At 66.5% G+C, this 12985-nt stretch carries 14 protein-coding genes; 5 read left to right on the forward strand and 9 right to left on the reverse strand.

The genetic code is table 11. The features are described 5' to 3' along the window. Positions 1-5 precede the first annotated feature (5 nt). Positions 6-1019, reverse strand: a complete 1014-nt coding sequence (locus tag SLQ33_RS20345) for an alcohol dehydrogenase catalytic domain-containing protein (protein ID WP_319455677.1) — start codon at positions 1017-1019, stop codon at positions 6-8. A gap of 30 nt (positions 1020-1049) precedes the next feature. Beyond that, positions 1050-1574: a hypothetical protein gene (locus tag SLQ33_RS20350; RefSeq protein WP_319455678.1), complete on the reverse strand. Its 525-nt coding sequence runs from the start codon at positions 1572-1574 to the stop codon at positions 1050-1052. A 113-nt stretch (positions 1575-1687) separates the two neighbouring features. Here SLQ33_RS20350 and SLQ33_RS20355 point away from each other — a divergent pair, with 113 nt between their 5' ends. Beyond that, entirely contained in the window at positions 1688-2395 is a 708-nt protein-coding gene (locus SLQ33_RS20355; protein ID WP_319455679.1) for a VTT domain-containing protein, read from the forward strand. Here SLQ33_RS20355 and SLQ33_RS20360 read toward each other — a convergent pair. From SLQ33_RS20360 to SLQ33_RS20375, 4 genes are all read right to left on the reverse strand, one after another. Further along, positions 2375-2767 (reverse strand): hypothetical protein, encoded by a 393-nt coding sequence (locus tag SLQ33_RS20360; protein WP_319455680.1) that lies wholly within the window; start codon positions 2765-2767, stop codon positions 2375-2377. The genes SLQ33_RS20355 and SLQ33_RS20360 overlap by 21 nt on opposite strands. A gap of 105 nt (positions 2768-2872) precedes the next feature. Beyond that, positions 2873-3781: an LLM class F420-dependent oxidoreductase gene (locus tag SLQ33_RS20365; protein ID WP_319455681.1), complete on the reverse strand. Its 909-nt coding sequence runs from the start codon at positions 3779-3781 to the stop codon at positions 2873-2875. Positions 3782-3790: 9 nt separating this feature from the next. Continuing rightward, positions 3791-4879, reverse strand: a complete 1089-nt coding sequence (locus SLQ33_RS20370; protein WP_319455682.1) for a dihydrodipicolinate reductase — start codon at positions 4877-4879, stop codon at positions 3791-3793. Between the two features lie 8 nt (positions 4880-4887). Further along, the gene (locus tag SLQ33_RS20375; RefSeq protein WP_319455683.1) at positions 4888-5919 is read right to left on the reverse strand and encodes a Rieske 2Fe-2S domain-containing protein; all 1032 of its coding nucleotides are present in this window, start codon (positions 5917-5919) and stop codon (positions 4888-4890) included. Here SLQ33_RS20375 and SLQ33_RS20380 point away from each other — a divergent pair. Both SLQ33_RS20380 and SLQ33_RS20385 read left to right on the forward strand, forming a co-directional pair. Next, entirely contained in the window at positions 5918-6580 is a 663-nt protein-coding gene (locus tag SLQ33_RS20380) for a TetR/AcrR family transcriptional regulator (protein WP_413467674.1), read from the forward strand. The two genes, SLQ33_RS20375 and SLQ33_RS20380, sit on opposite strands and share 2 nt — an antisense overlap. A 286-nt stretch (positions 6581-6866) precedes the next feature. Then, positions 6867-7520 (forward strand): hypothetical protein, encoded by a 654-nt coding sequence (locus tag SLQ33_RS20385; protein WP_319455684.1) that lies wholly within the window; start codon positions 6867-6869, stop codon positions 7518-7520. Between the two features lie 18 nt (positions 7521-7538). On the opposite strand, the gene nhaA is transcribed toward SLQ33_RS20385, so the two are convergent. Next, positions 7539-9431: a Na+/H+ antiporter NhaA gene (gene nhaA / locus SLQ33_RS20390; RefSeq protein ID WP_319455685.1), complete on the reverse strand. Its 1893-nt coding sequence runs from the start codon at positions 9429-9431 to the stop codon at positions 7539-7541. Between the two features lie 20 nt (positions 9432-9451). After that, the gene (locus SLQ33_RS20395) at positions 9452-10225 is read right to left on the reverse strand and encodes an IclR family transcriptional regulator (protein ID WP_319455686.1); all 774 of its coding nucleotides are present in this window, start codon (positions 10223-10225) and stop codon (positions 9452-9454) included. Between the two features lie 207 nt (positions 10226-10432). Between SLQ33_RS20395 and SLQ33_RS20400 the strand changes: the two genes are divergently transcribed. Together SLQ33_RS20400 and SLQ33_RS20405 are read left to right on the forward strand one after the other, a co-directional pair. Next, positions 10433-11200 carry a CoA transferase subunit A gene (locus SLQ33_RS20400; protein ID WP_319455687.1) on the forward strand — a complete coding sequence of 256 codons (768 nt, stop codon included), beginning with the start codon at positions 10433-10435 and terminating at the stop codon, positions 11198-11200. Next, the gene (locus SLQ33_RS20405) at positions 11197-11856 is read left to right on the forward strand and encodes a 3-oxoacid CoA-transferase subunit B (protein ID WP_319455688.1); all 660 of its coding nucleotides are present in this window, start codon (positions 11197-11199) and stop codon (positions 11854-11856) included. The genes SLQ33_RS20400 and SLQ33_RS20405 overlap by 4 nt, the downstream gene beginning before the upstream one ends. Here the strand turns inward: SLQ33_RS20405 and SLQ33_RS20410 are convergent. After that, complete coding sequence (locus SLQ33_RS20410; protein WP_319455689.1) at positions 11843-12982, reverse strand: glycoside hydrolase family 76 protein; 1140 nt, start codon at positions 12980-12982, stop codon at positions 11843-11845. The two genes, SLQ33_RS20405 and SLQ33_RS20410, sit on opposite strands and share 14 nt — an antisense overlap. Positions 12983-12985: the final 3 nt, after the last annotated feature.

The following is a 12985-nucleotide window of genomic DNA, read 5'->3' on the forward strand; positions in this document are numbered from 1 at the left end:
TCGGGTCAGTTCAAGAGCACGATCCGGTAGCGCGCCTTGCCGGTGTCCATGGCCTCGTAGGCCTCGGCGGCCTGCGCGAGCGGTCGTTCCTCGATGACGGCACGCACGCCGGTCTGCAGCGCGAAGTGCATGGTTTCCTCGACGTCGCGCGCGGTGCCCGACGGATGGCCGGTGACGGACAAGCCGTCGTTGATCAGCTGAAGCGGGCTGATCGGCAGGTTGTCCGGGGTCACGCCGATGACGACGAGCTCGCCCTGGGGCGCCAGCCCGCCGACCGTGGCCGCCATGGCCGCGGAGTTGGCGGCCGTCGCCAGCACGACGGCCGCCCCGCCCAATTTCTTTAGCTCGGCGGCGGGGTCCGAGGAGTTGGAGTCGATGTAGTGATGGGCGCCCAACTCCTTGGCGTCCGCGGCCTTGCCTGCTCCGCGTGCGATGGCGACGGTTTCGAAGCCCATGGCCCTGGACCACTGGACGCCGAGGTGACCGAGCCCGCCGATGCCGAGCACAGCGACGAGGTCACCCGCCTTGGCCCGCGTGCTGCGTAGCCCGTTGAACGTCGTCACGCCCGCGCATCCCATGGGCGCGGCTTCGGCGAACGACAGCCCTTCCGGGATGCGGGCCAACGCCGTGGCGGGCGCGGTGAGCGATTCGGCGTATCCACCCGGGTAATGCCAGCTCGGCACCTGCAGCCGCACGCATTGCATGAACTGGCCCTTGCGGCACGGAGTGCACCGGTTGCAGTTGCCGCCGAACCAACCGACGGCGACCCGATCCCCGACGGCGAAGTCCTCCACCCCGTCGCCGACCTCGGCGATGGTTCCGGCGGCCTCGTGCCCAGGGGTGATGGGCCACTGCAGCCCCGGGAAGCCGCCGTTGACGAAGCCGTGGTCGGTTCCGCACACGCCGCAGGCGGCGACGGCGATGCGGACGTGATCCCTTGGCGGCGAAGTGGTTTCGACGTCGGCGAGCATGAGTGGCTCACCAGCGGCGGCGACGTGAACGGCCTTGTGAGTGGACATGGCTCGACACTAGTCCCGACGCGGTATGCCCTACTCGGGAATCTTTGGCTTGATCTGGTTGATGAGATCGACCGCCGCGGCGGTGGATTCGTCCGCCGACATGCTGACCGGAGTCGCGACCTGCACCGAGTTGTAGCGGTTACCCGCGGCGAACTCGACGGCACCCGCGAGGATGCGCGTCCCGTCGGGTCCGGGCGTCGTCGGCACCTCCACCGCCGGCAGCGTGTCGTCGGTGGCGGTGTCGGGTGCGCCGATGTCGACGGTCACCGACTCGTAGGTGTCGGGGTTCTCCCAGAAGCAGGCTGTGCGGCCGCCCTGCCCACTCGGCACTCCGTCCACGGTGACGCCGATCAACGGGGCCACGTCCTCCTTCGACAACAACGCGCACGCGTCGACGGCGTCGGGTGCGGCGGAACTTTCGGTGGCGGACGCGGCCGCCGCGCCATCGCCCTCCGGGGTGGCGGTCGATGGCGGGTTCGACGAACACGCGGCCAGCGCCAGCCAAACGGCGGCGAGCGCCACGGGACCCAGCATTCGGAAGCCGACAGCAATCATGGACCCGACGCTATGGGAGCCATGTGAAGAAGTAATCAGGTGTTTCCCTACGACCTGACCGACGTTTCGATGAAATTCGGGCCGCGCAGGCCACGCCGGTATCTTGGTGTCCCATGACCACCACCACCCTCGCGCTCATGCCGGACTTCCTGGACCCGGTGACGCTGATCGGGTACTTCGGTACCTGGGCCCTGGTGGGGTTGCTCGTCGTCGTCTTCGTCGAGTCGGGCGTGCTGTTCCCGGTGCTGCCCGGTGACACCCTGCTGTTCGTCGCGGGCATGCTGGCCGCAGGAACGGAGACCGCTGCGAACGTCGACAGGAGCGACTTCGCCCTGTGGAAGCTGCTCGTGTTCATCCCGATCGCGGCGATCCTCGGTGGTCAGGTCGGATACTGGATCGGCCGCAGCATCGGCACGTCGATGTTCAAACCCGACGCGCGGTTCCTCAAGCAGCGGTATCTCGACGAGGCGCACGCGTTCTTCGAGGCTCGCGGCCCGTTCGCCATCGTGCTCGCCCGGTTCGTGCCGATCGTGCGGACCTTGGCCCCGATCACCGCGGGCGCCGCGCGGATGGGCTATGGGGTGTTCACGCTCTTCAACGTCATCGGTGCGGTTGTCTGGGGCGTCGGGCTGGTCCTGCTGGGCTATGGACTCGGCCAGTTCGAGATCATTCAAAAGCTGCTCGAACCGATCTTCATCCTCATCGCACTCGTCTCGGTGCTGCCGATCTTCTTCGAGTGGCTCAAGCGGCGCAAGGCGGCCAAGCGCGCTGCGGACGAGCCCGCCGAGCCCGCCGCCGAGTCAAACCGCGATGCGCTGTAAGGACTCTGGATCGTCACTCAGGAACCGCGAAGTCGGAAATCTGGCGTGCAGTGCCGCAATGAGCCGGTCGATTTCCGTGAGTTCGGTTTCCTTTGCCGCAATGACGCGCGTCATCCGGCTCGCGCCCGACACGCTGGCTTCTTCCGGGCGGGCCGCCAGCGACGCGTGAAGATGGGCAAGTTCTCCGACGAGTTCACTCCGACGTTCTTCGAGTAGGTCCTGGTAGTACTCGGCCTGGCGCAGTTCGGCATGCAAGTGGGACTTCGTGCGTTCAACCGCCGCGGCGGCGGGGCCGTTCATCACGCACTGTCGCTGCTCGTGCTCGACGTCTACGACGGTCTTACCGTAGAGATACTGCGTGCGCTGCGTCACTGCCATGAGCGGACGATAGGGGCGGAGCATTGCGCCTAGGCTGCTACTTGTTCACCGGGGTGTCTCCATGTGTTCACCTGCCCGGATGTCGCCGTGTGAGGATTGCTACCCGAGTTCGAGCGCGGCGGCCAGTTCACGCAGCGCAGGCCGCGGATCGAGCACGGGTGCGTCGCCCAGCACCTGGAGCACGACGTGATCGGCCCCCGCGTCGAGATGCGCGCGCACCGAGGCCGCCGCCTGCTCGATCGAGCCCATCCCGACCATCGCCCGCGCCAACCGGTCCGAGCCGCCGCGGACCAGATCCGACTCGTCGAAACCCTGCCGCAGCCAGGAATTCCGGTAGTTGGGCAACCCGCTGTACACGTCGAGGTGTCCGTGCGCCCACGCCATCTGCTCGTCGGCAGTGCCGCCGACCGTGACAGCCTGCTCCGACACGACCCACTTGTCCGGTCCGAGGACGTCGCGTGTGACCCGGGTCTGCTCCGGCAACACCAGATACGGGTGCGCGCCGTCGGCGTGGGTCCCGGACAGTTCGATCATCTTGGGGCCGAGCGCGGCAAGCAGCCGCACCGGCCGCCCGGCGCCTGGCTCGACTGCATCGGGGACGGCCGCCATCTTCTCGAGATAGGTCCGCATGGTCGCCAACGGCTTCGCGTAGCTGCCGCCCATCATGTGATCGACCAGTGGGCCGTGGCTGACCCCAAGGCCCAACACGAACCGCCGCGGAAACAGCGCGTTGATCGTGCGGCCGCCCACCTCCGCTGCGGATGGAATCCGGACGTGGATGTTGGCGATGCCCGTACCGACCACCAGTCGGTCGGTGGCGCTTAGGAACGCCATCGACTGCGTCAGGCACTCCTTGCCAACCACCTCGGGGATGAAAAGCGAACCGTAGCCTAGGGATTCGATCTCGCGGGCCACGTCCTGGGCGTCGCGCATGGCCCAGGTTTCGCTGGCCCACCAGACCCCGACACGGCTGGGAAAGTCGACGGGGGGACGTCCGGAATCGGCCATCACCCGACTCTACGCAACCGACGTTTTGAACCTTCCGGCGAACCCACGCAGCGGAAGGTCGGCACTGGTGAGCAGTCCTGGCGGGGCCGCGACGACTGCCTTGATGGCGTTCAGGGCAGGTAGGCCCGTGACGGTCATGCCGATCGACGCGAAGTTCTCCGGGTTGGACAGGTCGACGCCGGGCTTCGGGAACACCATGTGCTTGTTGTAGATACACGGGTCGCCCATGATCTGAGTGATGTAGCAGCCCTTGATATCCCAGCTCGGGTCGGTGTGCGGAGTCATCTGCCATTCCAGATGCGTCTCCACCTTGGGCACGCCGCCGACCATGCCCTGGTACTTGATGTAGTTGCCGCCGAGCGAGCCCTTGGGAAGTTGGTACCAGCCCAGGTCGATGTCCTTGGTGCATGCACCGAGCTCGTAGCTGAACTTGACCTCGTCGAGTTGAATGTCGAAGCAGTCGGCCATCATCAGCACGCTGTCGGCGAAGACGCGCGTGTACTTCTCGAGCTTGTCCGGGATCGACGGATCGTCCACGGGCAGCCCGTAGCCGACCTCGATCCAGGTGTCCTTGCTGTGGTGACACGACACGTCGACGGACTCGATGGTGGTGACGTTCTCGATCTCGGCGACGTCGGCCGAGCAGACGACTCCGAGGATCTGGTTCACGCCGGGGTTCATTCCGGTGCCGTAGAACGTCGAACCGCCTTTTGCGCAGGCTTCGGCCAGCAGTTGCGAGACGGGCTTGCCCGACGGGTGTGGGTGGTTGGTGTCGCGGTGCCACCCCGTGATCCAGTCCGCCGTCGTGACGATGTCGATACCCGCCTCCAGCACCTTCACGTAGAGGTCCTCGTCGGGGAACACGCCGTGAAACGTCAACACGTCGGGCTTCGCGGCGATGATGTCGTCGACCGAACCCGTCGCGAGCACTCCGACGGGCGGCAGCCCGACGAGCTCGCCGGCGTCGCGGCCGATCTTGTCCGTTGTGTAGCAGTGCAATCCGATCAGTTCGAGATCGGGATGCGTGGCGATGCGCTTGATCATCTCGGAGCCGACGTTGCCCGTCGCCACCTGGAAGACCCGAATCGGAGTGTTCATCGAAGCGTTCAGCCTTTCTGGTTGGTTGCCGCTGCCTGAAGGTCTGCGGCGCTGCCGCCCCGACCGTCGGGATAGAACTGCAGGGCCCACGTGCGGATCGCGGTGAAGCCCTCGTACTCGGAGGTCGACAGCGCGGGCGGATCCGAGTAGCGCTGGTGGCTCCAGATGTGGATGTCCTGGCGAAACTGGCGGATGATCTCCTCGCCGAACTGGATCGCCTTCTGCTCGGCGCGCGGCGAGTCCTTGCCGGGCACCCGACCGATGTAGGCCATGAACCGGACGTCGGAGGTGGCGTCGTCGACGGGCGTTATCGCGGAGATGGTCCGGTTGTCGACCATGCCCCAGCTCTTGGTCACCGCGATGCCGAGCCCGCCGTTGATGGCCTCGACGCCGCTGCGGACGTCGTCGATGGACTGCTGCTCGTCGCCCTCGAACGTGATGGTGAAGTCGACGTAGGACACCGGTTCGGCGAAGTCGTGCCGGGTGAATACGGGCACGATCGGCGTCTGGTGCACGTATTTGAAGTGCGCGAAGTCGACGCCGTTCTCGAGCACGTACTGCGGGTGCATCTCGTGGCCCTGCTCGAACAGGCGCTGCTGCGGGTAGTAGCCGTCGGCGCTGCTGCCGTCGGAGAAGCTGGCGAAGACGTCGGGTGCGTCGAAGAACGGTTCGCGGCCCTCGGTGTCGTGCCAGATGTAGATCGACGCGTTCCGTTCGGCCACCGGGTAGGTCCGCATGCGGCGACCGCGGTTCGGCCGCGACTCGTAGGGAATGCAGACGTTGCGGCCCTCCTGGCTCCACTGCCAGCCGTGGAACGGGCACTGGATGACCTCACCGATGACCTTGCCGCCGAAACCAAGGTGGGCGCCGAGGTGCTCGCAGTAGGCGTTCATCACGGTGACCTGACCGGTTTCCGACCGCCAGGCCACCATGTCCTCGCCGAAGTACTTCATGGCGTGGACGGCTCCGACGGCGACCTCGTCCGACCAGGCGACCTGGAACCAGCCGGTGGGCTTCATCGAAAGTGGCGGTTTGGCCATGTCGACAAGAATCACAGAGGGCTCTATCATTCGTCAAGTGGCAGATGCTCTGGTGCGCCGAACCAACCGCCGCGGTCAAGCGACGCGCGACGCCATGCTCGACGCGGCATTGCGCGCACTGGCCACCGGCGACACCGCCGCCGCGTCGGCCAACCGCATCGCCAAGGACGCGGGCGCCACCTGGGGTGCGGTCAAGTACCAGTTCGGCGACATCGACGGGCTCTGGGCAGCAGTGCTGCGTCGCACCGCCGAACGCCGTGGCCAACTCCCCTCGCAGGCCACTCCCGACGCACCGTTGCGCGAACGCGTGGCCGCCATCATCGACCTGCTCTTCGATGGGCTGTCCGCGCCCGACTCCCGGGCCATCGAGACGCTGCGTGCCGCGCTCCCCCGCGACGGGGCCGAGTTGGATCGGCTCTATCCACAGACCGCCGCCGAGCTTCAGTCGTGGGGGCGCAGCTGGATCGCGGCCTGCCAGAACGCCTTTGCCGACGTCGACGTCGATCCCGAACGCGTGCGCGAGGTCGCCTCCTTCATCCCCGGCGCCATGCGTGGCCTCGTCTCCGAGCGCCAGCTCGGCTCCTACTACGACCTCGATCTGGCCCGGCGCGGGCTGACGAATGCGATCGTCAACTACCTGCAGGGCTCCCGCATCGACTAAGCGTCGCGAGTTCTGCGTGGTGGTCGTGGATTCGCCGAACCACGACCGTGGTGCAGAAGTCGGCGCCGCGACGTGTGTTGCTAGTCGGTCGCTCAGCTGGCGAAGCAATACCTCCGGACCCCACTGGTACCCGAAACCACCATGAAAGTGGAGCCTTTCCTGACTCCACGGAAGGGTTACCTTGGTTTCATGCGCGTTAGCTAGCGCGCCCATCGCGAGTGTCCTTGCGACGTTGTGTCTGCCGCACGCCCACCCCGCGGCCCGCCGACAGTGAAGGACGCTCGACATGACTACTCGCATCAAGAACTCCCACCGAGCCGTTGCGATCCGCCGCTCGGCCGGCGCCATCCTCGCGGGCGGCCTGCTCTCCGGCTCGCTGCTGTTCGCGGCTCCCGCAAGCGCTATCCCGGATAGTGATTCGGACGGTTTGACCGACGTGCAGGAAAACGATACGTACAAAACCAACCCAAACGTGAAGGACACCGACGGGGACGTGCTTTCGGACGGCGTAGAGGTTGATCGTGGGTTGAATCCGCTCAGCGCGGACACTGACGGTGACAAGCTAGCGGACGGCGAGGAGAACAGACTTAAGACGAACCCGCTGGTCCAAGACACCGATGGTGACACGTTCCTTGACGGCTACGAGGTCGACGTCTCGAACACCAATCCCTTGGTGGCCAATCCGGCTCCTGCGGCCCAGGCTCCGGCACCGCCGGCGCTGACACCCAATCCGTTTCGGGCAGAAGTGCTCGACGACGTGGACGTTTACGACGTCCCAGGCGGTGACGGAAACGTCATCAGGATTCTTACGAAGGGCTCAAGGGTGTTCCCGGTGAAGCCCTGCCCAGCCGCTGATTGGTGCGAACTGACCACGTCCCCTCCAGGACAAAGCGTGGGCTGGGTCTGGGGAGCGTTTCTAAAGAATGAACGAAACGGGTGAGCGGAGCATCGGACTAAGTCAGCCGGCGGGCGACCCGTTCTCTAGCGCCCGAATCAAACTGGCCGCGTCCCATGGCCCTTGGTGGCGCCTGCCGTTGACGAAGAACGTCGGCGTCGAGTTCAGGTCCATCAACTCGGCGTCCTGCGCATCGTCCTGCACCCGGTGCAGCACCTTGGGCGAGCGCAGGTCCTCGTCGAACTTCGCGATGTCCATGCCGACGCCGTCGGCGTAGCGATAGATGTGCTCCCACTCGAGGTAGTCCTGGAACTCGAACATCCGGGTGGCCATCTCGAAGAACCGGCCCTGCATTGCGGCGGCCTCGCTGGCGCGGGCGGCGTCGACGGCGTGCTGGTGCACGCGCTCCAACGGCAGATGCCGCCACACGTAACGCAATTCGTCGCCGAAGTGGGCGCGAACCTCGTCGATGGAACCCGTCGCCCGGCTGCAGAACGGGCACTCGAAGTCACCGTACTCGACCAAGGTGAGTCTGCCGTTCGGGTTGCCGCGCATGTGGTCGCGGTCGGGGTCGACGTCGCGAATCAGGGTCATTCCCACCGCAACCGGCGGGCTCAGCCAGTCGGTGATCCGGAAGATGGCCCAGCCGAAGAACATCGCCAGCACCGATGCGACCAGCACGCCGACCCTGGCCTGGTCCTGCTTCGCCGGGTCCTCGATGGCGAGGTCGATGATGAACAGCGCGATGGTGAAGCCGATGCCGGACAGCGCGGCGCCACCGGCCACGCGGCGCAGCGTCAGTCCTGGCGCGAGTTGGCCGATGCCGATCGCGCGCACTAGGGCGGTGGCGCCGGTGATGCCGACGAACTTGCCGACCACCAGCCCGGCGACCACGCCCCAGAACAGCGGCGAGCGCACCGCGGCGGCGATCGTCTGCCCGTCGAGGTGCACGCCCGCATTGGCCAGGGCGAACAGCGGAAGCACCACGAACGAGACGTACGGCCCGAAGCCGGTCTGCAGTCGCTCGTTGATCGAAATCGACTCGCGCAGACTGCGAGTGGCCGCCCGGGCGTACTCGGAGTTCGGCGACTGCCGGAAGGCGCGGATCACCCCGACGGCCTCCTCCACCCGCTCACGTTCCGGGGTGAACACGGGGATCAACAGGGCGACGGCCACCCCGGCCAGCGTCGGGTGGACGCCACCGATGAACAGGGCGAGCCACAGCGCGAATGCCAGCAGGGCGTACGCGGGCCCCCGGCCGGCGGGCAGTAGCCGTACCGCTGCGATGGCGGCGATGAGCACGGTCGCGATCAACAGGGGCAGGTATCGCACGTCGTCGGAGTAGAACAGCGCGATCGCGAGCAGCGCGCCGACGTCGTCGACGACCGCCAGGGTCAACAGGAAGGTGCGCAACCGGGCCGGGCACTGCGGGCCGATGATCGCGAGCGCGCCAACGAGAAACGCCGTGTCCGTGGAGATCACCACGCCCCACGCTCGCGCGTCGTCGCCGGTGGGGTTGAGCACCAGGAAGATCATCGCGGGCACCAACAGCCCGGCAAACGCGGCGACGACGGGCACCGCCGCGCGGGCGCGGTCGGTGAGCTCTCCGATGGTGAACTGGCTCTTCACCTCGAGCCCGACGATGAAGAAGAAGAACGTCATCAGGCCGTCGTTCACCAGGTGTTTGACCGTGATTTCGGCGTGAAGGTCACCGAACATCAGCCCGACGGGCATGTTCCAGAAGTCCGAGTAGCTTTGCGCCCATGGCGAATTCGCCCATGCGACGGCGACTATGGTGAACACCAGCAGCAGTGCTGCCGCGATGTTCTCCCCGCTGCGGGCCGCCGTCGGATCACGGCCCAACTTGCTCGGCGACGGCCTGGCTGACCGAGGAGCGTCGCCGGAGCTCGTCTGGTCGGCTGCGGGTTCGTCGGACACCCGTTCACCATCGCTCATCGGGGCACCGTGTGCACGCGTCAGGGTTGAAGTCGCCCTGACAACAGGTGGGCCTGCTCAAGCAGGAGGGTGCCCAACTCGTGGTGACGTTCGGGCTTGAAGCGCGTCTGGACACCCGTCAGGCTCAGTGCCCAGGCCGGCCTCCCGTCGCGGTCGAACACGGCGGCACCGATACCCCAACTCCCATCGACGATCAACGCGGGGTTCACCGCATAGCCGGTGCGCCGGGTGGATTCGATCCGCGCGCGGATGGCCGCTTCGGCGTGGCCGGAGCCCCAGTCCGACTCGGGTTGGACCCGGCTGAAGAAGTCGTCGACATCGCGGTTCGACAGGTGACTGAGAATCGCCAGGCCGGCGCTGGCGACGCCCAAGGGGAATCGGATCCCGACGTGCAGGACGTGTGAGCGCAGCGGGAAGCTGCCCTCCTCGGCGAGGACGCAGACCGTCTCATCGCCTCGGCGGGTGGAGAAGAAGGCACTCTCGCCGGTCTCACGGGCCAACCGGGTGACCACCGCCCGCGCCTGATCGGTGACGTCGTACCGGTACGCAGCGCCCACGCCCAACAGGTAGAGCTCAGGCCCCAGGGACCATCGTCCGGTCTTCGCATCGCGGGCCACCAGGTGTTCATCGGTCAATGAGACGAGCAACCGATGCGCGGTTGGGCGGGCGAGGCCCGCGACCTTTCCGAGTTCGGTGGTCGACGCCCCTGCGGGTTCGGCCGCGGCGACCGCGCGCAACACGGCACCGACGCGCGCGACGACGCTGGCCCCTGGCGACTGCTCAACCACGGCCACGATGCTAGTCGTTCACTGAATGAACACCAAGGCTGTGGACGCTCACTGTGCGAACAGTTTGGGATCAGTCCCACGTACGGGTTGATTCGACGAGAATGATCGTTGTTCAGTAGCTATCAGCCAAAACAACGGCGACGAGCTGCCCCGCGCCATCACGTACCTGGCGTTTGCACAATGAACGTGGACCAATGCGCATGAAGGAGAGTCATGTCCTCGAAGGTGTACGACTCGGCCGCCGAGGCCGTCATGGACATCACCGACGGTGCCTCGCTGGCCGTCGGCGGATTCGGCCTGTGCGGCATCCCCGACGCGCTGATCGACGCGATCGCACAGTCGTCCGCCACGAACCTCGAGGTTTTCTCGAACAACTGCGGGGTCGACGGCGTCGGACTGGGCGTCCTCCTGTCCCTCGGACGCGTTCGCCGAGTCACGGCCTCGTACGTGGGTGAGAACAAGGAATTCGCGCGCCAGTACCTCGCGGGCGAGCTCGAGGTCGAGTTGACCCCACAGGGCACCTTGGCCGAACGCATGCGTGCGGGCGGGGCTGGGATCCCTGCCTTCTTCACGCCGGCCGGGGTGGGCAGCCCGGTATCCGACGGTGGCCTCCCGTGGAGGTATGCGCCGGACGGATCGATCGCAGTCTCCTCGCCCCCCAAGGAGATTCGCGAGTTCGGCGGCAAGCGCTACGTCCTGGAGGAGTCGATCAACGCCGACTTCGCGCTGGTCCACGCGCAACTCGGTGACACCGAAGGCAACCTCGTCTTCAACAAGACGGCGATGAACTTCAACCCGCTCGCCGCCATGGCGGGCCGCATCACCATCGCCCAGGTCGAACAACTGGTGCAGCCAGGTGAAATCGACCCTGCCGCAGTGCACCTCGCGGGCGTCTTCGTCCAGCGCGTCGTGCACACCGGACCACAGGACAAGAAGATCGAGAAACGCACCGTCCGCGAATCGGAAGGAACTGCCCAATGACCGAGTCGAAGACCGTGGGTTGGAACCGCAACGAGATGGCCGCCCGTGCCGCCGCGGAGATGGTCGATGGTGAGTACGTCAACCTCGGGATCGGGCTGCCGACACTCATTCCCGGCTATCTGAGCGATGAAGTCAAGGTCACGCTGCATTCAGAGAACGGAATTCTAGGGACGGGTCCGTATCCGACCGAGGATGACGTCGACCCCGACCTCATCAATGCTGGCAAGGAGACGGTGACGGTCAATCCTGGTGCGGCATACTTCGATTCAGCGCTTTCGTTCGGCATGATCCGTGGAGGTCACATCGACACCGCGGTACTGGGCGGTATGGAGGTCTCAAAGACCGGCGACCTGGCGAACTGGATGGTGCCCGGCAAGATGGTCAAGGGCATGGGAGGGGCGATGGACCTGGTCCACGGCGCAGCCCGGGTCATCGTCCTGATGGAGCACACCGATCGTGCCGGCAACCCGAAGATCGTGGAGACCTGCAGCCTGCCGCTCACCGGTCAGGGCGTCGTCGACCGCATCATCACGAACCTGTGCGTCATCGACGTAGCGGGCGACGGCACCCTCGTGCTGCGCGAACTCGCCCCGGGAGTCACCGAGCAGGACGTCGTCTCCGCAACCGGAGCCGACCTCGAGATCAATCTGTCGTAGCCGCCGGCTCGTCGGGGGGTCCGCTGTCGTCGGCGAGCGTATGGGCAGCCTCCATCAACATCCATCCGGCCACCTGAACCGAGAGGTCGCGCTCGGGAACTTCGGAGGCGTTCACCGCGCCCTCGACGAACTGCGCCTCTTTGCCGCCCGCGTTTGGCAACTCGGCGTTGCGGTCCCAGAACGGGCCGAACAACGGCAGGCCGTCGACGGTCTGGCGGTAGTCCCAGGCCGACTGCGCCGACTTGAGCACCAGCTCCTTGGCCGTCGCGCGGGCCGTCGTGTCGTCCGCCGTCCGCTCGGGAAGCGTCGTCGCGACGAGCGCGAGGTAACGCGCGGTGATGGCGCCGAACAAGCCGCCGTCGCCACCACCGGCGCCCTGGATGACGCCGTCCGTGGTCATGTTGTCGCGGATGGCCGCGACGAGGCGCTGTACGCGCTGCGCGTGATGAGCGTCCTCCGTGTGGGCCGCGAGCTCCACCTCGAGGCCAAGCACCACGCCCTGGCAGTACGTGTACTGCGCGCGAACCAGCGAACCGGCCTTGATGCCGTCGAACACCAGGTGGGTCTCCGGATCGATCAGCGTCTCGTCGATCCAGTCGGCCATCTGCTGAGCGCGCCGCAACCGGTCCTCGTACCGGGCGAGGAAGATGCCCGCGGGGCCGTTGGCCGGGGCGTTGAAGAACTGGTCCTGCTTGCGCCACGGGATGCCGCCGCCGTCCTCGGGCACCCACGAGTTGAGGAATTGATCGGCGAGCTTCTCGAGGGCCTTGGGGCGCTCGACGCCTGCGAGCCGGCCTGCGCGCTCCAGCGCCAGCGCCAGCCAGGCCATGTCGTCGTAGTAGTCGTTGGTCCAGCGGCCGGTGTTGCGGATCCGGTGGGCGCGGATCTGCCGCTCGATGCGCATGACGCGTTCGGGTTGCGGATCGCGTAACTGCGCGTCGACGAGGCAGTCCAGCACGTGCGCCTGCCACCAGTAGTGCCAGAACTTGAACGTCCGGTACTTCCGCTCGGACGGCCACGCGACCACTGCGAGTTGGGTGCCGGGCAACCCCCACAGCTTCTTGAAATGCCGCTTGCCGATCGCGGCCTCCGCACTGGCGGCGCGATTCGCCCATACCTGGTCCATGGT

The organism is Mycobacterium sp. RTGN6 (assembly GCF_033804605.1).
GTDB lineage: Bacteria > Actinomycetota > Actinomycetes > Mycobacteriales > Mycobacteriaceae > Mycobacterium.

Excerpts from the sequence above, each read along its gene's own strand:
- SLQ33_RS20410 (WP_319455689.1), bottom strand. The coding sequence starts at position 12,982 with ATGGACCAGGTATGGGCGAATCGCGCCGCCAGTGCGGAGGCCGCGATC.
- SLQ33_RS20400 (WP_319455687.1), top strand. The coding sequence starts at position 10,433 with ATGTCCTCGAAGGTGTACGACTCGGCCGCCGAGGCCGTCATGGACATC.
- SLQ33_RS20375 (WP_319455683.1), bottom strand. The coding sequence starts at position 5,919 with ATGGCCAAACCGCCACTTTCGATGAAGCCCACCGGCTGGTTCCAGGTC.
- SLQ33_RS20345 (WP_319455677.1), bottom strand. The coding sequence starts at position 1,019 with ATGTCCACTCACAAGGCCGTTCACGTCGCCGCCGCTGGTGAGCCACTC.
- SLQ33_RS20350 (WP_319455678.1), bottom strand. The coding sequence starts at position 1,574 with ATGATTGCTGTCGGCTTCCGAATGCTGGGTCCCGTGGCGCTCGCCGCC.
- SLQ33_RS20355 (WP_319455679.1), top strand. The coding sequence starts at position 1,688 with ATGACCACCACCACCCTCGCGCTCATGCCGGACTTCCTGGACCCGGTG.
- SLQ33_RS20380 (WP_413467674.1), top strand. The coding sequence starts at position 5,918 with ATGTCGACAAGAATCACAGAGGGCTCTATCATTCGTCAAGTGGCAGAT.
- nhaA (WP_319455685.1), bottom strand. The coding sequence starts at position 9,431 with ATGAGCGATGGTGAACGGGTGTCCGACGAACCCGCAGCCGACCAGACG.
- SLQ33_RS20385 (WP_319455684.1), top strand. The coding sequence starts at position 6,867 with ATGACTACTCGCATCAAGAACTCCCACCGAGCCGTTGCGATCCGCCGC.
- SLQ33_RS20405 (WP_319455688.1), top strand. The coding sequence starts at position 11,197 with ATGACCGAGTCGAAGACCGTGGGTTGGAACCGCAACGAGATGGCCGCC.
- SLQ33_RS20365 (WP_319455681.1), bottom strand. The coding sequence starts at position 3,781 with ATGGCCGATTCCGGACGTCCCCCCGTCGACTTTCCCAGCCGTGTCGGG.
- SLQ33_RS20370 (WP_319455682.1), bottom strand. The coding sequence starts at position 4,879 with ATGAACACTCCGATTCGGGTCTTCCAGGTGGCGACGGGCAACGTCGGC.